Raw genomic sequence first — 18,105 nt, 5'->3', positions numbered from 1 at the left:
AACTATAAAGGGCTGGCGAAGATATTTCATCCCGCATGCGCATCTGCTGACGATTGACGGGTTAGGATAGGCGTCTGTTTTACATCCAGTTTGCCAATGGGAGTCTCCATGAGTGTCGTCACCCGTGCCGCCGTCGAAGGCGTGCTTCGCCAGTACACCGACCCCTACCTGAACCAGGATCCGGTCAGCGCCGGCTGCGTGCGCGCCATCGATATCCAGGGTGGGCAGGTCAACGTGCAGTTGCAGTTGGGTTATGCCGCAGGGTTGTTCAGGAACGGCTGGGCCCAGGTGCTGCAGACTGCCATCGGCAACCTCGAGGGCGTCAGCAGTGCCCAGGTGACCATCGACTGCGTGGTGGCCGCGCACAAGGCTCAGGCTCAGGTGCCGGCCATGGCCAACGTCAAGAACATCATCGCCGTGGCCTCGGGCAAGGGCGGTGTGGGCAAGTCGACCACCGCGGCCAACCTGGCCCTGGCGCTGGCCCGCGAGGGAGCGCGGGTGGGTATTCTCGATGCCGATATCTATGGCCCCAGCCAAGGCGTGATGTTCGGTATCGCCGAGGGGACGCGCCCGCAGATTCGCGAGCAGAAGTGGTTCGTGCCGATCAAGGCCCATGGCGTGGAAGTCATGTCCATGGCGTTCCTCACCGACGACAACACACCGATGGTCTGGCGTGGTCCGATGGTTTCCGGCGCGCTGTTGCAACTGGTGACCCAGACCGCCTGGGACGACCTGGATTACCTGGTGATCGACATGCCGCCGGGCACCGGTGACATCCAGCTGACCCTGGCGCAGAAGGTGCCGGTGGCCGGTTCGGTGATCGTCACCACCCCGCAGGACCTGGCTCTGCTCGACGCCAGGAAGGGTGTGGAGATGTTCCGCAAGGTCAACATCCCGGTGCTGGGCGTGGTGGAAAACATGGCCGTGCACATCTGCTCGAACTGCGGCCATGCCGAGCACCTGTTCGGCGAAGGCGGTGGCGAGAAGCTGGCGAGCCAGTATGGCGTCGACCTGCTGGCGTCGCTGCCGCTGTCGATGCTGATTCGCGAGCAGGCCGACAATGGCAAGCCGACCGCCATCGCCGAACCGGAAAGCCAGATCGCCATGGTCTATCAGGAGCTGGCCCGTCAGGTGGGCGCGCGCATCGTGCTGCAGGAAGCGGCGGCGCCGGCGATGCCGAGCATTACCATCAGCGAAGACTGATCTGTCAGACCGCGTCGCTCTCTTCGCGGGCTTGCCCGCTCCCACAGGTACAACACAAGCTTCAAACGCTGTGCAGTCCCTGTGGGAGCGGGCAAGCCCGCGAAGCAGGCGACTCGGTCTTTCTGTCAGGCATAAAAAAACCCGCCGGAAGGCGGGTTTTTTTGAAAGCTAGGAAGCTTCGATCGACTTAGGCGATCTGAACTTCTTCAGCCTGCATGCCTTTCTGGCCGCGGGTAGCGACGAAAGTAACAGCCTGGCCTTCTTTCAGGGTTTTGAAGCCGTCAGCTTGGATGGCTTTGAAGTGCACGAACAGGTCGTCGCCCGACTGAGGGGTGATGAAGCCGTAGCCTTTCTCATCGTTGAACCACTTAACAACACCGGATTGACGGTTGGACATTTTTCTGTCTCCTTGGACAATTTGATAACGGTCAGGAAAAACCCTGGCCGGGACTGAGCGCAAAGAGAGCAGAAAATTCAGCGATGGGCCGATCAGGATCGTGCATCAAACTAGATATTCTCGGTGTCACGTGCAGCACAGTGGCGCCACCTTACCCCACTTTCCGCAACCTGCCAATGGTCAGAAGCCGCTTTATGCAAATTCGGATCGACGGCGGCTGCAGCCCCCGCCCGGCGCGGGATGAGGCATGGAACTTTAACCTGGGCGCCGGGACCGGTAAGATGCGCGTCTCGAATTTTCACCTCGCAACTCTTCAGGACAACCCGCCATGAGCATCAAATCGGACAAGTGGATTCGCCGCATGGCGCAGGAACACGGCATGATCGAACCGTTCGTCGAGCGCCAGGTGCGCGGCGAACAGGACAGCCGGGTGATCTCCTTCGGCGTTTCCAGCTACGGTTACGACGTGCGCTGCGCCGACGAATTCAAGGTGTTCACCAACATCAACTCGGCCACCGTCGACCCGAAGAACTTCGATGCCGGCAGTTTTGTCGACATCAAGAGCGACGTGTGCATCATCCCGCCGAACTCCTTCGCCTTGGCGCGCACCGTAGAGTACTTCCGCATTCCGCGTGACGTGCTGACCATCTGCCTGGGCAAGAGCACCTATGCCCGTTGCGGTATCATCGTCAACGTCACCCCGCTCGAGCCCGAGTGGGAAGGCCACGTGACGCTGGAGTTCTCCAACACCACCACGCTGCCAGCAAAGATCTACGCCAACGAAGGCGTGGCCCAGATGCTGTTCCTGCAGTCCGACGAAGAATGCGAAGTGTCGTACAAGGACCGTGGCGGCAAGTATCAGGGCCAGCGCGGCGTCACCCTGCCGCGTACCTGAGCCGACAGGCGCGGGGAATTCCCCGCGCCTTTGGCACTCCAACTGGATAACGCCGGTACGCATGATGCGTGGCGGCCTTGCCAGGAGCAGCCAATGAAACTCCACCCCACAATCAGTGCCAAGCTGGCAGTTCTGCAGCCTAACCACGTCGGGTTGCTACCATGGTCATTGCTGGCGCACCCGCTGCCGATGCAGGCGGGGGGCGTGCCCCACCAGCCTGACCCGGACACCCCGCAACCGCCGGAACCGGGCGAAACGCCCCCCATGGAACCAGGCGAGCCAACCCTGCCTGACGAGCCGCCTCCTGCGCCTGTCGCCTGAGCGTCGCTACACGGGCCAGACGCGGTCTGCCCCGGCCAGGTACACCCGGCTGGTGCCCGTGGGCGCGACTTCCCAACCCCCGGTAAACTCACCGAATGCCGGCAGCAGGCTGACCTGGCCATCGATCAGGAAGCAGGGCAGTCGCAGGCGTTGCCGCGCTTTCCCGCGCAGCACGAAGACCGGGTGTACATGGCCCGCCAGGACTGGGTGGCTGGGGTGCGGTTCGGGTTCGTGCTGGAGCGCGAAGGGCTCTAGCAGCCAAGGTTCGTTCATGACTTCAATATCGAGCGACACGGGTGGATCGCCGGCGTTCCGGTCGTGATTACCGCGGATCAGCACGATGTTCAGTGCTCTGTGACGCGCCCGCCATGCCTGCAGCCTGGCCAGGGTTGCCGGTGCGTGCGCTGCGCGCGCATGCAGGAAATCGCCAAGAATGATCAGTTGCTCGCAATCATGCCTGGCCAGCAAGGCATCCAGGCGGGCGAGTGTCGCTTCGGTGGTCCCGCGTGGTACCGGTTGATGCAGGGCGCGATAGCTTGCGGCCTTGCCGATGTGCACGTCGGCCACCAGCAGGGCACGGCGGGCTGGCCAGTAGATGGCCTTGTCCGAAAGCAGCCAGAGCACCTGGCCATGGTGTTCGATGGATAGCAGGTTGGTCATTGCGTTGCGTCCGCCGCACTGTTCAGCTCCGTGACCATCCTGGCAATGCGGTCCGCCAGTTTCTCGGTGCTCAACGTTTCGCGCATGCCTTCCACCAGCAAGGCAAATGCCAACGGCCCGGGCCGCTCAAGCTGTCGCAGCTGTAGCTGTAACTGGCGCATTTTCAGCAACTGCCGGTGCAGCCGCTCGATCTCCAGTTCCTCATTCAGCACTTCGTCCCGCGCCTGGGCCAACAGCAAGTTGCCGGTATCGTGCTTGCGAAATACCTCATAGAACAGCCCGCTGGAGGCCTGGATCTGCCTCAGGCTTTTCTGCGCTGCCGGATACCCGCCAAATACCAGCCCGGCAATCTGCGCGATTTCGCGAAAACGGCGCAATGCCATTTCTCCTGCATTGAGGCTGGCCAGTACATCGTCCAGCAGATGCTCGGTGCCCAGCGCTTGCGGCAGGTGCGTCGCCCAGTCCACATTGCCCGGGCTGAGCAGTTCGAACCCGTAGTCATTGACGGCAATCGAAACCGAGAGCGGCTGTACGCGGCTTACTCGCCAGGCAATCAGGTTGGCCAGGCCAAGGTTCGCCATGCGCCCGGCGAACGGATACAGGAACAGGTGCCAACCCTGACGCGACTTGAAGGTTTCGGCCAGCAGCGTGCCGGGTGTGGGTAGCGCTGACCACTGCGCCTGCAAGGTCAGCAGGGGGCGTACGGCACGCATCTCCGGGCTTTGAAATTGCCCTTGGGATGCTGCGCCGAGCTGTTCGACCAGTGCGTCGGCCAGTTCGCTGGAGAGCGGCATGCGGCCACCATTCCAGCGTGCAACCGCGGCCTTGCGCGCGGTGCTGCGGCGTACGTACGCGGTCATGTTTTCCACGCGCACCAGTTCCAGCACTCGCCCGGCGAACACCAGGGTATCGCCGGGGCGCAAGCGGGCAATGAACGCCTCTTCGATGCTGCCCAGCGCCTTGCCCCCACCACCCTTGCTCCAGTACTTGAGCTGCAGGCTGGCGTCGCTGACGATGGTCCCGATACTCATGCGGTGGCGACGTGCCAGACGTTCGCTGGCAACCCGGTAAGTGCCATCGGCCTGGCGCTCGACGCGCTGGTAATCCGGATAGGCGCTAAGTGAGCTGCCGCCATGGCAGACGAAGCCCAGTGCCCACTGCCACTGGCTGTCGCGCAATTCGCGAAAGGCCCAGGTGCTGCGCACTTCGGCCAGCAACTGCTCAGGGTAAAAGCCACTGCCCAAGGCCATGCTGACCAGGTGTTGCACCAGCACATCCATGCACAAGCGCGGCGAATGACGGGCCTCGATGCGCCCGGCTGCCAAGGCCTGCCTGGCGGCTGCGGCTTCCACCAGTTCCAGGCTGTGTGTGGGCACCAGGGTCACCCGGGAACGCCGTCCCGGCGCGTGACCGGAGCGCCCGGCCCGTTGCACGAGGCGGGCAATGCCCTTGGCGGAGCCGATTTGCAGTACGCGCTCCACGGGCAGGAAGTCCACCCCCAGGTCCAGGCTGGAGGTGCAGACCACTGCCTTGAGGCTGCCTTGCTTGAGGCTGCGCTCGACCCAGTCGCGGGTATCGCGGGCCAGTGAGGCATGGTGCAAGGCGATCAGCCCGGCCCAGTCGGGGCGTGCTTCGAGCAGGGCCTGATACCACAGTTCAGCCTGCGCCCGAGTGTTGGTGAATACCAGGCAACTGGTGCTGGCATCGATCTCCCGGCTGACCTGGTCGAGCATCTTCAAGCCCATGTGCCCGGCCCAGGGGAAGCGCTCGATGGCGGTTGGCAGCAAGGTATCGACCAGCAGCGGCTTGTCCTGTCGGCCTTGTACCAGCAAGCCGCCTTGCGGCAGCAATACGTCCAGCGCATGTTGAAGATTGCCGAGGGTGGCGGACAGGCCCCAGGTCGGCAGGCCCGGGTGCCAGTGGCGCAGGCGGGCCAGGGCGAGTTGCAGTTGTACCCCGCGCTTGTTGCCCAGCAGTTCGTGCCATTCGTCCACCACTACCAGGCGCAGCGTGGCGAAGTCTTCGCGGGCTTGTGCACGGGTCAACAGCAGCGTCAGGCTTTCAGGGGTAGTGACCAGTACGCTGGGCAGGCGTCGTGCTTGCCGGGCGCGTTCGGCACTGCCGGTGTCGCCGCTGCGAACGCCCACGCTCCACGGCAGGCCCAGGTCGTCCAGCGGCATCTGCAGCGCGCGGGCAGTGTCGGCGGCCAAGGCACGCATGGGGGTGACCCACACCACCTGCAAAGGTGCAGCCTGCCGACCCTGGGCTTGGGCCTTGAAAGCCTGCAGCGCGGCGAGCCACACCGCGTAGGTCTTGCCGGCACCGGTACTGGCATGCAGCAAGCCGGATTCGCCGCGTTTCACGGCGGCCCAGACACGGCGCTGGAAAGCGAAAGGCTTCCAGCCACGCTTGGCGAACCAGGCCTTGGCGAGGTCGGTGGCGGCGGGCATGGGGCATAGGGTCCTTCGGTGGCTGTGTTTCTACAGACAACCCGCCAGTTGCAATGGTTTTACCGGATCAGTTGGCCAGCAGGTAGCCGCTGCGGCACACCTGCTCGCCTGCAACGTGGGCGATGACCATGCCTGCGGTAGCCATGCGCCGTACGTTGCGTGCATACAGCAGGCCTGGCTGGCTGTTGTGAATGGCCGTCACCCGGTCGCTGAGCGGATCGATGACTTCGGCGATCAACTGGCCCGCCTCCAGGTGCTGGCCTGGCCGGGCGTGGTACACCAGCAGCCCGCCCAGTGGTGTTATCACCGGTTCGACAGCGGCCAGCGGCGTGGCGGGGCAGCGCAAGGCGGGCAAGGTGGTCGCGGCCCCTTCGATGACCCCCGCATGGGTCAGGAAGTCGAGAATCGCCTGGCAGTCCTTGCTGGCCAGGTCGTGGCTGACATCTGCCTGGCCACGCAGCTCGACGGTGACCGAGCAGCAGCCCAGCGGAATCGGGAACCGTTTGCCGAAGCGTTGCTGCAACTGCCACCAGACCAGGCTGAAACATTCATCGAACGACTGCCCGCCCGAATCGGTGGCCAGCAGGCTGGCCTGGGCACCCAGGTAGCGGGCCAGCGGTTCGATCTGCGGCCAGGCGTCTGGTGTGGTGTACAGGTGCTCGACCGCCTCGAAGTCGCAGTGCAGGTCCAGCACCATGTCGGCATCGCAGGCCAGGCGCTGCAGGATCAGGCGTTGGGCCTGCAGCGGTGTGCGCGCAGGGTGGGCATCCAGCCCCCGACGCAGGTATTCGCGGATCAGCGCGAGGTTGTGTGCCGGGTCTTCGGTCAGGTGTTCTTCGATCTGGTCGCCGATACTGTCGGAAAGATCGACGAAGTTGCGGTTGAAGTTCTCGCCGCTTTGCAGTTCGAAACGCCCCAGCGGCGCGTCCAGCAGTACCTGTTCCAGGCCGACGGGGTTGGCCACCGGCACCAGGATGACCTCGCGCTGCAGGCGGCCTTGCTGTTCCAGTTCACCCAGGCGGCGCTTGAGGTGCCAGGCCACCAGCATCCCAGGCAGTTCGTCGGCATGTAGCGAAGCCTGGATATAGACTTTGCCGCCACCGCGGGGTCCGAAGTGGAAGCTGTGCAGCTGGCGGGTGATGCCCGGAACGGGGGAGAGCAGGTCGTGGGTCGAGTGGTGCATGATGGTCCTGGGTGCGTGGCGAAAACGGTCTGCGACACAGTCGGCACAAAGATGGAAGCACAGTTTTCGGGCTTGCGCCTCCTTCATTGTGCTCCGATTACCCCGTCGGCTTCTTCGCGGGCGCGCCCGCTCCCACAAGGAACCTCACAATCCTTGGGGCCTGTGACGAACCTGTGGGAGCGGGCGAGCCCGCGAAAAAGCCAACGCGGTATCGAAATGGTTTCAGGCCAGCAGCGCCTGCAATGTCGCCAGGTCATCCGCTTCTTCCACCGGCTTGTCCAGCCGCCAGCGCAGCATCCGCGGAAAGCGCACGGCAATCCCGCTCTTGTGCCTCCTGGACAGGGCGATGCCCTCGAAGCCAAGCTCGAACACCAGCGTCGGCGTCACGCTGCGTACCGGCCCGAAGGTTTCAACCGTGGTCTTGCGGATGATGGCGTCGACCTTGCGCATCTCTTCGTCACTGAGCCCTGAATAGGCCTTGGCAAAGGGGACCAGTGCCCGCCCCGGGGTACCGGCTGGCGCGTCCCATACGGCAAAGGTGTAGTCACTGTACAGGCTGGCCCGGCGGCCGTGGCCGCGCTGGGCATAGATCAGTACGGCATCGACGCTGAACGGGTCGATCTTCCACTTCCACCAGGTGCCCATGTCTTTGGTCCGGCCTACGCCATACAAGGCCTCGCGCTGCTTCAGCATCAAGCCTTCCACCCCCAGGGCGCGTGACTGTTCGCGCTGGCGGGCAAGGTCGGACCAGTCCGGGCCTGCGAGCAGGGGCGAGAGCAGCACCGGGGCCAATGGGTGTTCTTCAAGCACACGTTCCAGCTGCCGACGGCGCGCGTGCTGCGGCCGGCTGCGCCAGTCCTCGCCTTGCCATTCCAGCAGGTCGTAGGCTTGCAGGACCACTGGCGCATCGCTCAGCAGCTTCTTGCCCAGGGTTTTGCGACCCAGGCGTTGCTGCAACAGGGCAAAGGGCTGGACCGCCAGTTCATCCGCCGAACTGCCCGGTTTCCACACCAGGATCTCGCCATCGAGCACGACCCCGTCGGGAAGTAGCTGCGCCAGGCTGTGCAGTTCGGGAAAGCGCTCGGTGACCAGTTCCTCACCGCGCGACCAGACCCACAGCTGGCCTTCGCGCTTGACCACCTGGGCGCGAATGCCGTCCCACTTCCACTCGATTTGCCATTCGCTCGGCGGCCCGAGCAGTGCATCTAGCTGCTCGGTTGGCACCTGTAGGGGGTGGGCCAGAAAAAACGGGTAGGGCTGGCCGCCACGCTGGCTATGTTCATCGTCTGTTTCCGGGGCTATCAGCCGCTGATAGCTGGCTGCCGTCGGGCGGTGGCTGATGTCGGTGTAGCCAACCAGGCGCTGGGCCACGCGTTTGGCATCCAGCCCGGCCAGTTGCGCGAGGGCGCGAGTGACCAGCAGCTTCGATACGCCCACGCGAAAGCTGCCAGTGATGAGTTTCAGGCAGAGCATCAGGCTGGGGCGGTCCAGCTGTGCCCAAAGGGGCGGCAGGCGTTGCTGGATCTCTTCGGCCGGCAGGCTCCGCAATGGCAGTAGATGGGCTTCAACCCAGCGGGCGAGGCCTTCGTCGCCAGGGGTGTGGCTTTCCGGTACCAGCAGGGAAATGGTTTCGGCCAGGTCGCCAACGGCCTGGTAGCATTCCTCGAACAGCCAGTCAGGCAGCCCCGCCAGGCTACCGGCCAGCTCCCGCAGCACACGGGTAGGCACCAGTTGGCGAGGGCGGCCACCGGCCAGGAAGTACACCGCCCAGGCAGCATCCACAGCCGGGGCGGTGCTGAAGTAGTCGCGCAGCGCCTTGAGCTTTGCAGTGCTGGAAGTGGTCGCATCCAGCCTCAGGTACAGCTCGGCGAATGCTTTCATGCGTCTGGCTCCGCTGCTACAACGTCATCTTCGTCGCCGTACTCGGTCACGAAGGCGCGGGCATCGAGGCCTTGTTCGATGAGGTAGCGCACCAGCACATTGACCGAGCCATGGGTGACCATCACGCGCTCTGCGCCAGTCTGGCCGATTGCCCAGAGCAACCCCGGCCAATCGGCATGGTCCGAAAGCACGAAACCGCGGTCCACCCCACGCCGGCGGCGGGTGCCGCGCAACAGCATCCAGCCACTGGCAAAGGCATCGCTGTAGTCGCCGAAACGGCGCATCCAGCTGCTGCCACCCGCCGAAGGCGGTGCCAGCACCAGCGCCTGGCGCAGCAGCGGGTCGTTGCGTGGGATATCGCCGACATAGCGGGTTTGCGGAAGGTAGATGCCAGCGTCCCGGTACACCCGGTTGAGTGGTTCGACAGCGCCATGCACGAGTACAGGACCAATGTTGGCGTCCACCCCGTGGAGGATTCGCTGGGCCTTGCCGAAGGCATAGCAGAACAGCACGCTGGCTTTGCCCTGTTCGCAATTGGCGCGCCACCAGGCATTGATGCCGGTAAAGATCTCGCCCTGGCTGGGCCAACGGTAGATGGGCAGGCCGAAGGTCGATTCGCTGATGAAGGTGTGGCAGCGCACCGGTTCGAACGGCGTGCAGGTACCGTCGGGCTCCACTTTGTAATCGCCGGAGGCGACCCAGACCTCGCCCTGGTACTCCAGGCGCACTTGCGCCGAGCCCAGTACATGCCCGGCCGGGTGCAGGCTCAGGGTTACGCCATGGTGCAGCAGGCGTTCGCCATACGGCAGGGTTTGCAGGGCGATGTCCTGACCCAGGCGGCTGCGCAGGATGCCGGCTCCTGGGGCGGCGGTGAGGTAATGGCGGTTGCCGATGCGGGCATGGTCGCCGTGACCATGGGTGATGACGGCACGCTCCACTGGCCGCCAAGGGTCGATGTAGAAATCACCGGGCGGGCAGTACAGGCCTTCGGGGCGGGCGATGACGAGGTCCATGGAGCTTTGTGCACTGATTGGGTTACCAGTTAGGAGCCGTGGCGGAGGAGAGAAGTTCGGACGGGTTGGAGCTGGCAGGTGCCGGGCTGGCAACTGGCAGCGCCTGTGAGATCGAGCGCCGCCCGCGCGGCGCTCGATCTCACAGGCGCTGAAAAGGTCCGATCAAGCACCTCTCAGCCTCCCCGATACATCTCCTATCGCCCAGGCACCAACGTCAAACGCTGGTTGCCATACGCCCGCCCGAAGTTCTGCTGCTGCAGTGGCAGGCTCATGAAGCGCCCTTTGAACCAGGCATCCATCCCGTCGCTGTAATGCGTGCTGGCCGGGTTGCCGGACTGGCCGCTGCTGGTCAGCACCTGCAACGGTTCGGCCTGGCTGAAGTCGACGATCATCCGTGCCGAGGCCGGCAGGCGGGTGTCGAAGTCGCTGCCCCAGGCGTATGGCGTCAGGGCCAGGGTGGTGAAGTCACCACCGGCAGCCAGCGGCGAGCGGTTGAGGGCATCGCCCAGGCCATGGTAGGCCGGTGCCGGCCAGCGGTACTGGTGCAGCTTGCCCCACTGCCAGGCGCGGCGGTCGGCACCCAGTTGCGCGGTGCCAGCATCCACCGCCCCAGCCAGACTGCGGGCCAGAATGGCCGGCTTGTCTTCTTTCTGCGGGGTGCTGCGGTCATCCCAGAACGGGCTGTCGTCGCGGCCCAGCAGGTGGTCGGCCTGCGCCGAGAACGACAACCGTGCATTGCTCACGAAAGCCTGCCAGGCCGCGCCGGATTCCGGGCCCAGGTCATCGAGGAAGGTTTGCCGGGCCACTTCCTGGAGGAACAGTTCGTACAGCGCGGCATCGCTCGACACCGGGCTCAGGCGGCCATCGAAGGCCTTGAGCCGGGCCAGTGCGTCGCGGGCCTTGTCGCGCTGTGTGGCGGGCAGGGCATCGATCGCCTGCTTGAGCGGCTGGGCCATGCCCGGGGCGTCGAACATCTGCTTGAGCTTGTCGGCCAGCAGGGTGGTCTGGTCGTTCTGCAGGGCCATCAGGCTGCGGCTGTCGTGGCGGCCATTGCCGGCCAGCTGGGCCAGGCGTTCGGCGCGCTCGGGGTAGTACCAGGTGCTGGACAGCTGCATGCCATAACCGCGCGGCAGGCTGCGCTGGTTGGCGTGGCCGATCCAGCCGGCGGGCGGGTCCTGGTCGTAAGGGTGCAGCATCGGGTCGGCATAGCCGTCCCAGTCGTAGCGCCCGTCCCAGCCCGGCGAGGGCAGCAGGCCCTGGCCTTCGCGGCGGTTGGGGTAGCGGCCACTGACTTGCCAGCCGATGTGTTCGGGCTCGGCGAAGACGAAGTTGAGGGCGGCAGCGGTCACTTCACGGGTGCTGTCGAAGGCACGCTCCACGCTCTTGGCACGGGTCAGGTCGAACAGCGCATCCAGGCTGCGGTCGCCCTTGAACTGCGGCAGGTTCAGCGCCAGGCCCAGGCTGGCATTGCCTGGCTGGGCCAGCAGGGTGCCATGGCGGGTGTCGTACATCACCTCGCGCAGCGGGCGCTGGCCGCGGACGAAGAAGGTTTCGCTACGGGCACGGGCGGGCAGCCATTTGCCGTCGGCCAAGTAGCTCAGCTGGCTGCCCTGCTGGCGCAGTTGCTCCAGGTACAGGTCCTGGTTGTCGGCCATGACCGCGCTGCTGCTCCAGGCCAGCTTGCCGTTATAGCCGGCCAGTACGATTGGCAGGCCGGGCAACGACAGGCCGGCGACCTGGTACTTGCCGGTGTGGATCTGCACCGGGCTCAGGGCCCAGGCGGCCCGGCTGTCGCTGGCCAGCAGGCTCTTGCCGCTGCGGCTGCGCTGCGGCGCCAGGGCCAGGTTGGCCGAGCCCGGGCTGCCCAGCAGGTCGAGGTCGGCCAGCTTCTGGCTGGCAGCTGCCAGCGCCGGTAGCCCCGGCAACTGGCTGGCCAGGTTCAAGCCCTTGAGCTTGTCCACTTCGGCTTCGGCCAACGGCTCGTCCGGGGCTCCGGGCAGCAGCCAGGCCAGCTTGTCGCTGCCGGCTTTCTGCGCCAGGGTCAGGGCAGTCAGTTCTTCCTGCAGGTTCACCGACTGGCTGAAGGCATACAGGCTGAAGATCAGCGCCGAGTCTTCGGGCTTCCAGTATTCGGGACGGTAGCCACTGCCGGCCAGGCTGGCTGGCAGCTTGTCGCGGTAGCGGAAGAGGTAGGCGTTGACCCCGCGTGCATACACTTCGAAGAAGCGCTTGAGCCGTGGCGAGGCGTCGGCGTATTGCTGGGCGGCGCTCTGCTTGAGGTTGGCCGCGCGCATCAGGCGGTCGATGTCCAGCGCGTCGCTGCCGGCCAGTTCTGCCAGGCGGCCCTGGGCCAGCAGGCGCATGGCGACCATTTGCTCGATGCGGTCGCCGGCGTGCACATAGCCCAGGCTGAACAGGGCGTCATGGAAGCTGCTGCTTTCGATCAGTGGTGCGCCCATCGCGTTGCGCCGAACCGAAACGTTCTGCGCGAGGCCCTTGAGCGGCTGCACGCCGCTGGTCGGTGGCACGCTGTCCTGATAGCCGCCCGTCTGGCAGCCGGCCAGCCCGAGCATGCCGAGCAGCGTGGCAGCGGTTGCGAACCGCGGGCGGAATGGAGGAAAGGCGGGGGCGGCCATGACAAGGGCTCCTGCAAGGCGTGGCGGGTATGGAAAGGCGCTAAGGTAGTGAGCGCGCAGGCGCCGTGCAAGGTCCCTGGGCGGTTTATTTTTTGTGCTTGCCGTGGGTTGTGTGGCGCCTGTGCAATCGAGCGCCGCCTCAAAATTCCAGACAGGCACTCAAACCTTGAAATGCTCGGCCACGGCATCGGAAAAGTGCGTGCAATTGATGCGCGCATGGCGTTGGTAGTCACGGCTGACAGCGAAGGCCGAGCCTGGCATCAATAGCACCTTGCGTTGTTCCAGGCGATGCATGAAGGGCTGCAGGTCGGCCAGTTCGGGGTGATAGACCCACACGAACATGCCGCCTTGCGGTGTTATATCGAACTGCCAGCCACGCGCCCGCAACAACTGTTGGGTCTGCGCCTGCTGGCGGATCAGGCGCTGCTGCAGGTCTTGCATGTGTCGGGCATAGGTGCCGTCGGACAAGATGGTGTTGACGAAGCGTTCGCAAAACGCCGGCACTGCGACGCAGGTCAGCAGTTTCAGGCGTGTCAGCGGCTCTATAAGCTGTGCCGAGCAGGCGATGTAGCCCACGCGCAATGAGGCGGACAGGCATTTCGAGAAGCTGCCGATATAGATGACCCGCTCAAGGTTGTCCAGTTCGGCAAAGGTCTGGCGAACACCCGGGCTTAAGTCGCCGTAGACATCGTCCTCGACCACGAAGAAGTCGTGCTCCACCGCCAGGCGCAGGACGCTGAAGGCATTGTGCGGGTTGATGTTGCCGCCAGTCGGGTTGTGGAAGGTACTGTTGCAGAAGAATGCCTTGACCTTGTGCCTGGCCAGGTGGTCCTTCATGTCTTCCACACTCGGTCCGTCCTGGGTTCGCCGCACCCCGACCACGTGGCCACCGGCCAGTTGTATCAGCTTGATCAGGTTGCCATTGCCGGGCTCGTCGACGAACACGTGATCGCCTGGCTTGATCAACAGCCGCGCCACCAGATCCAGTGCTTGCGTGGCGCCCAGCGTAGTCAGCAACTGGGCTGGCTGGGCATCGACACGGGTCAGGCGTTTCAGGTGCACGCACAACTGTTTGCGCATTGGCAGGTAGCCCTGGATGTCACCATATTCCGCCAGCGAACTCTGCTCCAGCCGTGCCGTGCGCCGAATCGCCCTGGCCAGCAGCTCGGTGTCACGCCAGGCGGGTGGCAGCCAGCCGCTGCCCAGTTTGGTGTAGTGCCTGCCCCCTTGCAGCAGTTTGAACAGTGGGTCGCCGGACATGCCTGCAGGCGCGACCACCGCACTGGTTTGCCGTGGGTGGCTGGCGACGAAGTAACCGCGGCCAGGCAGTGCGGTCAACACCCCTTCGCTGACCAGCCGGGCGTAGCTGGAGACGACATCGTGGTAACTGCAGCCGACTGCCGCCGTGAGCTTGCGTATGGACGGCATGCGCTGGCCGGGCAGCCATTCGCCGGCTTCGAGGCGTTGTTTCAACTGGTCATGAAGGCTGTGCGGGCGCATGGCAGGTCCAGCAGCTGTTAGAAAAAACAGCCTAACAGTTAACCGGAAAGTGCGTCGACTGTTCGCATCTGCGGGTTCGACAGATGCCACCATGCACCTGTCGACGCTTTCCCATGCCGAAAATTGCCCCGTCCACTTACCCTGAGCACACGCTATGTCGAGCACACTTCCGCGGCGCACGTACCTGTATTTCACCGCGCAATCGATCAACCTGACGACTGCTGTCATGTCCGTGACCATGGCGGCCATTGTCGGGGCGGCGCTGGCGCCTGCCGCCACGTGGTCTACCGTGCCCTATGGTTTCCAGTTTCTCTGCCTGATGCTGGCCACCTATCCGGTTTCCAGGCTGATGAGCCGCATTGGCCGCAAGCGCGCCTTCATGTTGGGCTCGATCCCTTTGGCGGTGTCTGGCGTCAGTGGTTACCTGGCGGTGCAATACCAGCACTTCCCGACCCTGGTCATCAGCCATTCGGCATTGGGCATATATATAGCGTTTGCCAACTTCAACCGCTTCGCGGCCACCGACAATCTGGCCCAGAACCTGAAGCCCAAAGCGCTTTCTCTGGTCGTGGCAGGCGGGGTGATCGCTGCCGTGGTCGGGCCGGCGCTCACCGAGTGGCTGCGCGACGTTGGCGGGTATCCGCTATTTTCGCTGTGTTACGCCGCTTTTGTCGGCCTGGCGGTGATGTCCTTGCTGATAGCAGCCTGTCTGCCCGGCGACAGCGCTATCACCAGAAACGACCGTGCAGCGAAACCGGCGGGTGCAGCCACCGAGCTGCTGAGCCCGGTGGTCGCCTTGGCCATGGCAGTGGCCGCGCTGGGCTACGGGATCATGAATTTGCTGATGATCCAGGCGTCGATGCATATGAAACACATGCATGAGGACTTTTCCGACGTTCGTCTGGCGATTCAATGGCATGTAATTGCCATGTTTGCCCCGTCGTTCTTCACCGGCGCCATCATCCACAAGCTGGGGATCAGGGCCACCATCTGCCTCGGCCTGGGCCTGTTGATTGGTTGTACGGCCATGAACATGTGGTCGCACAGCTACGCGATGATGACCTTGTCGCTGATCGCCCTCGGTCTGGGCTGGAACCTGACCTACGTGGGTGGAGGGGCGCTGTTGGCGCAAACGCTGCAGAACAGCCCGGCAGCGATGCAGATGCAGGGCAAAAACGACCTGGCCATTGCGGTGTTTGCGACCGTTGGCGCATTCAGCCCGTCGTTGTTGCTGGGTGCGGCCGGCTGGGACGGCACCAATGCCATTTGCATGGCCCTGTGCATCGTGCTGCTCCTGGCCACCGCCGGGGTGCTGCAGCGCAAGTTGGCAGGACCTGCCAGGGCCAGCTAGGCCCCGGCTAGCCGCTGCGCGGCCCACGGCAGGGGCGCGCACGTGCTGTTCAGGTCAGGCGCCGTGGCACTTCTTGAACTTTTTCTGGCTACCGCACGGGCACGGGTCGTTACGGCCGACGTCTTTCAGGGCGTTGCGTACCGGCTCTTGGTGGCCGTGGTTGCAGTGCGGGCCGTGTACATGGCCATAATCGTGGTGGTGGTCATGGTCGTGGTTGCAGTCAGGGCCATGAACGTGGGGTTGTTGGGACATTGCAGGGTTACTCCGGGTTGTAATCGCCGGGGATTATCTCACCACTGCGCGACAAGTGCAGGTCCCGATGGATGAGCAACCCTGTCGCCAGCTCGCCCTGAAGGCTGTAGTGCAGCGGTTGCCCGCTTTTCAGCAGCTTGGCCAGTGGCTTCAGGTGCTGCCACAGGTTGGTCCGTGCGGTTATCTTGAAGGTCCGCCGGGAATGCCCGCCGACACTGCGCCACAGGCTGGTTTCATCCTGCACCAGCAACAGGTCATTGAGGCGTATGGCATACGACAGATTGCGGATGAACAGGCGGCTGTCGTTGGGGTTGTCGACCCGCAGGTGCAGTTCGAACTCCTGTTCCAGCAACCTGGCTTTGACCGTCTCCACCTTGACCAGGTGCACCTCTGGTTCGCGCCACTCGTCACCGCCCCAGCTGGCGCAGCCCGCCAGCAGTGCCAGCCATGTCATCTGGATGGCGAACAGCAGTGGGCGGGTGCGGGCGATCATGTTCAGTTACCGACGTAACTGGCGCAGCATTTCTTGAACTTCTGGCCGCTGGCGCAGGGGCAGGGGTCGTTGCGCCCGGCCTTGAGCCCGACCGTGGGATCGATGAAGTACCAGCGCCCGGCATGCTGGACAAATGCCGAGCGCTCGCGGTGCTGATGGTCACCTTCCTGGTCGTGCCAGCGTGCGGTGAAGGTGACAAAACCATGCTCCGGCTGGCCGCCCAGCACCTCTGCGCTTTCCACCTCCAGGCCCAGCCAGGTGCTCTGGGCGCTCCAGGCGGCCATGGCGGCGCGGTCCAGGCTGGCTTGCTGCGCCGGCAGGGTGGTGGCCACCAGGTAGTCGACCAGGCCCAGCACGTAGGCACTGTAGCGCGAGCGCATCAGGGCCTGGGCGTCCGGTGCCGGGGTGCCGGCATGGTAATGCCCACAGCAGGCGTCGAGCAGGTTGCCACTGCCGCAAGGGCAGACCGAGACACTCATCATCACCACCAGTACTTGCCAAAGTTTTCGGGGTTGGCCCAGAACTTGGCGTTGAGCCAGTCCGGTACCTGTTTGTAGTCATGTAGATCATAGGTGAACAGGCTCAATACCTGCTGGTCCCGGCAAAATTTCTCGCTCGCCGACAGCGCCAGGGCAAAGAAATCGGTGTCTTGCCAGCCACAGGCAGCCAGGTCGGCCAGCACCGCAACCCGGCTGGCATTGAGGTTGCGAATGCCACCGAGCAATTCCAGGCCGGTGCGTTTGGGCAGGTGCTCCAGGCAGTCCACCAGTACTGCCAGGTCAAAGCGCTGGGCTGCCAGTTCGGCCGGTAGCGGGCCCGGGGCGGCAGTAGCGATGGTTACCTGTGGGTGCGCCTGGGCAAAAGCATCCAGCGCCGGGAAGCGCGTGCCCACCAGCAGCAGACGTTGCGGGGTAAAGCGCTCCAGCAGGGCCGCCAGGGCCTGCTGCGGGGTGCGCGGGGAAAAACCGTCGGTCATTGGCAATCCTCGTTGAAGTCGTCCAAGACTAGCGGGCCGCAGCGTGCGGGCAAAGAGGCAGGTAACCGTGTCGTGGCTTATTGGTGGCAGGGATCAAATGCTGCGTCTTTACTCCCAGAGATCGGCCTTATGCCGATTCCCCCTAGGAGAAGCAATGAAATGAGCATAGTACGCACAGCGATACCCCTGGTCCTGCTCACCAGTGTGTTGACTGGTTGTGCAGGTTTGCAAAAGACCGACTGGCCGAAATGTGCCGCCGTCGGGGGTGTAGGCGGCGCTGCCTTGGGCGCCATCGAGAGTTCCAGCTGGGCTGGCTGGGGCGCGTTGCTGGGCGGTGGCCTGGCGGCGGGCTATTGCTGGTCTCATGGCGATGGCGACGAGGATGGTGACGGCGTGCCGGACAGCCGTGACAAGTGCCCTGGCACCCCGCGTGGTGTGCAGGTCGATGCCAACGGCTGCCCGCCGGAGCCGGCTGCGGTAGTCGAGGAAGTGGTGGTGCAGAAGGAAGAAGTCATCGTCATCCGCGATGTGCACTTCGAGTTCGACTCTGCGCGCCTGACCGCCAGCGACAAAGAGCGCCTCAATACCATTGCCACGCGTTTGAAACAGGAAGCGCCGTCCGCTCGCCTGAGCGTCACCGGCCATACCGACAGTGTCGGCTCCGACAGCTACAACCAGAAACTGTCCGAGCGACGTGCCCACTCGGTAACCGATTACCTGGTCGAGAGCGGTGTGCCGCGTAGCAGCTTCGTGTCGGTGGTCGGGGCCGGTGAAACCCAACCGGTAGCGGACAACGCCACGGCCGACGGGCGTGCCATGAACCGCCGTACCGAGATCAAGATCCAGCGGTAGAGCGGCGTGCGCCCGTGCCTTGAGCAGTGGCACGGGCGTGCC

The 18,105-nt window shown here is 64.3% G+C and carries 17 protein-coding genes; 5 read left to right on the top strand and 12 right to left on the bottom strand.

What is annotated here, in order from left to right:
• The first annotated feature begins 108 nt into the window (after positions 1 to 108).
• Positions 109 to 1,203, top strand: coding sequence for an iron-sulfur cluster carrier protein ApbC (apbC, locus tag CAF70_RS16115; RefSeq protein ID WP_085625917.1), 1,095 nt, complete (start codon positions 109 to 111; stop codon positions 1,201 to 1,203).
• A gap of 187 nt (positions 1,204 to 1,390) precedes the next feature.
• Here apbC and CAF70_RS16110 read toward each other — a convergent pair whose 3' ends face one another.
• The gene (locus CAF70_RS16110) at positions 1,391 to 1,600 is read right to left on the bottom strand and encodes a cold-shock protein (RefSeq protein WP_003254922.1); all 210 of its coding nucleotides are present in this window, start codon (positions 1,598 to 1,600) and stop codon (positions 1,391 to 1,393) included.
• 328 nt (positions 1,601 to 1,928) lie between these two features.
• Here CAF70_RS16110 and dcd point away from each other — a divergent pair, with 328 nt between their 5' ends.
• Positions 1,929 to 2,495, top strand: coding sequence for a dCTP deaminase (gene dcd, locus CAF70_RS16105; protein ID WP_003258001.1), 567 nt, complete (start codon positions 1,929 to 1,931; stop codon positions 2,493 to 2,495).
• Positions 2,496 to 2,588: 93 nt separating this feature from the next.
• Positions 2,589 to 2,816: a hypothetical protein gene (locus tag CAF70_RS16100; RefSeq protein WP_085625918.1), complete on the top strand. Its 228-nt coding sequence runs from the start codon at positions 2,589 to 2,591 to the stop codon at positions 2,814 to 2,816.
• Between the two features lie 6 nt (positions 2,817 to 2,822).
• On the opposite strand, the gene pdeM is transcribed toward CAF70_RS16100, so the two are convergent.
• The 7 genes from pdeM to CAF70_RS16065 form a co-directional block, all read right to left on the bottom strand.
• Positions 2,823 to 3,476: a ligase-associated DNA damage response endonuclease PdeM gene (pdeM, locus tag CAF70_RS16095; RefSeq protein WP_085625919.1), complete on the bottom strand. Its 654-nt coding sequence runs from the start codon at positions 3,474 to 3,476 to the stop codon at positions 2,823 to 2,825.
• Positions 3,473 to 5,926 carry a ligase-associated DNA damage response DEXH box helicase gene (locus CAF70_RS16090; RefSeq protein WP_085625920.1) on the bottom strand — a complete coding sequence of 818 codons (2,454 nt, stop codon included), beginning with the start codon at positions 5,924 to 5,926 and terminating at the stop codon, positions 3,473 to 3,475. Before CAF70_RS16090 ends, pdeM begins: the two co-directional genes overlap by 4 nt.
• A 67-nt stretch (positions 5,927 to 5,993) precedes the next feature.
• Complete coding sequence (locus CAF70_RS16085; RefSeq protein ID WP_085625921.1) at positions 5,994 to 7,109, bottom strand: succinylglutamate desuccinylase/aspartoacylase family protein; 1,116 nt, start codon at positions 7,107 to 7,109, stop codon at positions 5,994 to 5,996.
• Between the two features lie 222 nt (positions 7,110 to 7,331).
• Positions 7,332 to 8,990 (bottom strand): ATP-dependent DNA ligase, encoded by a 1,659-nt coding sequence (locus tag CAF70_RS16080; protein WP_085625922.1) that lies wholly within the window; start codon positions 8,988 to 8,990, stop codon positions 7,332 to 7,334.
• Positions 8,987 to 10,003, bottom strand: coding sequence for a ligase-associated DNA damage response exonuclease (locus CAF70_RS16075; RefSeq protein ID WP_085625923.1), 1,017 nt, complete (start codon positions 10,001 to 10,003; stop codon positions 8,987 to 8,989). Before CAF70_RS16075 ends, CAF70_RS16080 begins: the two co-directional genes overlap by 4 nt.
• A gap of 194 nt (positions 10,004 to 10,197) precedes the next feature.
• The gene (locus CAF70_RS16070; protein WP_085625924.1) at positions 10,198 to 12,639 is read right to left on the bottom strand and encodes a penicillin acylase family protein; all 2,442 of its coding nucleotides are present in this window, start codon (positions 12,637 to 12,639) and stop codon (positions 10,198 to 10,200) included.
• Between the two features lie 159 nt (positions 12,640 to 12,798).
• On the bottom strand, positions 12,799 to 14,139 hold the full coding sequence (locus CAF70_RS16065) for a PLP-dependent aminotransferase family protein (protein ID WP_085625925.1): 1,341 nt from the start codon (positions 14,137 to 14,139) through the stop codon (positions 12,799 to 12,801).
• A gap of 154 nt (positions 14,140 to 14,293) precedes the next feature.
• Between CAF70_RS16065 and CAF70_RS16060 the strand changes: the two genes are divergently transcribed.
• Complete coding sequence (locus CAF70_RS16060) at positions 14,294 to 15,490, top strand: MFS transporter (protein WP_085625926.1); 1,197 nt, start codon at positions 14,294 to 14,296, stop codon at positions 15,488 to 15,490.
• Positions 15,491 to 15,544: 54 nt separating this feature from the next.
• On the opposite strand, the gene CAF70_RS16055 is transcribed toward CAF70_RS16060, so the two are convergent.
• The 4 genes from CAF70_RS16055 to CAF70_RS16040 are packed head-to-tail and all read right to left on the bottom strand — an operon-like array spanning position 15,545 to position 17,211.
• Positions 15,545 to 15,742: an SEC-C metal-binding domain-containing protein gene (locus CAF70_RS16055; RefSeq protein WP_085625927.1), complete on the bottom strand. Its 198-nt coding sequence runs from the start codon at positions 15,740 to 15,742 to the stop codon at positions 15,545 to 15,547.
• A 7-nt stretch (positions 15,743 to 15,749) separates the two neighbouring features.
• Entirely contained in the window at positions 15,750 to 16,235 is a 486-nt protein-coding gene (locus CAF70_RS16050) for an LEA type 2 family protein (protein ID WP_085625928.1), read from the bottom strand.
• A 2-nt stretch (positions 16,236 to 16,237) separates the two neighbouring features.
• Positions 16,238 to 16,714, bottom strand: a complete 477-nt coding sequence (locus CAF70_RS16045; RefSeq protein WP_085625929.1) for a YchJ family protein — start codon at positions 16,712 to 16,714, stop codon at positions 16,238 to 16,240.
• A 2-nt stretch (positions 16,715 to 16,716) separates the two neighbouring features.
• Complete coding sequence (locus tag CAF70_RS16040) at positions 16,717 to 17,211, bottom strand: DUF6231 family protein (protein ID WP_085625930.1); 495 nt, start codon at positions 17,209 to 17,211, stop codon at positions 16,717 to 16,719.
• A 159-nt stretch (positions 17,212 to 17,370) separates the two neighbouring features.
• Here CAF70_RS16040 and CAF70_RS16035 point away from each other — a divergent pair, with 159 nt between their 5' ends.
• Positions 17,371 to 18,063, top strand: a complete 693-nt coding sequence (locus CAF70_RS16035) for an OmpA family protein (RefSeq protein ID WP_085625931.1) — start codon at positions 17,371 to 17,373, stop codon at positions 18,061 to 18,063.
• Positions 18,064 to 18,105 lie beyond the last annotated feature (42 nt).

This window comes from Pseudomonas sp. B19(2017) (genome assembly GCF_002113165.1).
Classification (GTDB): Bacteria; Pseudomonadota; Gammaproteobacteria; order Pseudomonadales; family Pseudomonadaceae; genus Aquipseudomonas.
Note: the sequence above shows the minus strand (reverse complement) of the source record. Positions and strands in the feature narration are given on the sequence as shown.

Coding starts and splice junctions, on each gene's coding strand:
- dcd (WP_003258001.1), top strand. CDS start 1,929: ATGAGCATCAAATCGGACAAGTGGATTCGCCGCATGGCGCAGGAACAC.
- CAF70_RS16070 (WP_085625924.1), bottom strand. CDS start 12,639: ATGGCCGCCCCCGCCTTTCCTCCATTCCGCCCGCGGTTCGCAACCGCT.
- CAF70_RS16050 (WP_085625928.1), bottom strand. CDS start 16,235: ATGATCGCCCGCACCCGCCCACTGCTGTTCGCCATCCAGATGACATGG.
- CAF70_RS16045 (WP_085625929.1), bottom strand. CDS start 16,714: ATGAGTGTCTCGGTCTGCCCTTGCGGCAGTGGCAACCTGCTCGACGCC.
- CAF70_RS16040 (WP_085625930.1), bottom strand. CDS start 17,211: ATGACCGACGGTTTTTCCCCGCGCACCCCGCAGCAGGCCCTGGCGGCC.
- CAF70_RS16035 (WP_085625931.1), top strand. CDS start 17,371: ATGAGCATAGTACGCACAGCGATACCCCTGGTCCTGCTCACCAGTGTG.
- CAF70_RS16110 (WP_003254922.1), bottom strand. CDS start 1,600: ATGTCCAACCGTCAATCCGGTGTTGTTAAGTGGTTCAACGATGAGAAA.
- CAF70_RS16080 (WP_085625922.1), bottom strand. CDS start 8,990: ATGAAAGCATTCGCCGAGCTGTACCTGAGGCTGGATGCGACCACTTCC.
- CAF70_RS16090 (WP_085625920.1), bottom strand. CDS start 5,926: ATGCCCGCCGCCACCGACCTCGCCAAGGCCTGGTTCGCCAAGCGTGGC.
- CAF70_RS16075 (WP_085625923.1), bottom strand. CDS start 10,003: ATGGACCTCGTCATCGCCCGCCCCGAAGGCCTGTACTGCCCGCCCGGT.
- apbC (WP_085625917.1), top strand. CDS start 109: ATGAGTGTCGTCACCCGTGCCGCCGTCGAAGGCGTGCTTCGCCAGTAC.
- CAF70_RS16085 (WP_085625921.1), bottom strand. CDS start 7,109: ATGCACCACTCGACCCACGACCTGCTCTCCCCCGTTCCGGGCATCACC.
- CAF70_RS16060 (WP_085625926.1), top strand. CDS start 14,294: ATGTCGAGCACACTTCCGCGGCGCACGTACCTGTATTTCACCGCGCAA.
- CAF70_RS16065 (WP_085625925.1), bottom strand. CDS start 14,139: ATGCGCCCGCACAGCCTTCATGACCAGTTGAAACAACGCCTCGAAGCC.
- pdeM (WP_085625919.1), bottom strand. CDS start 3,476: ATGACCAACCTGCTATCCATCGAACACCATGGCCAGGTGCTCTGGCTG.
- CAF70_RS16100 (WP_085625918.1), top strand. CDS start 2,589: ATGAAACTCCACCCCACAATCAGTGCCAAGCTGGCAGTTCTGCAGCCT.
- CAF70_RS16055 (WP_085625927.1), bottom strand. CDS start 15,742: ATGTCCCAACAACCCCACGTTCATGGCCCTGACTGCAACCACGACCAT.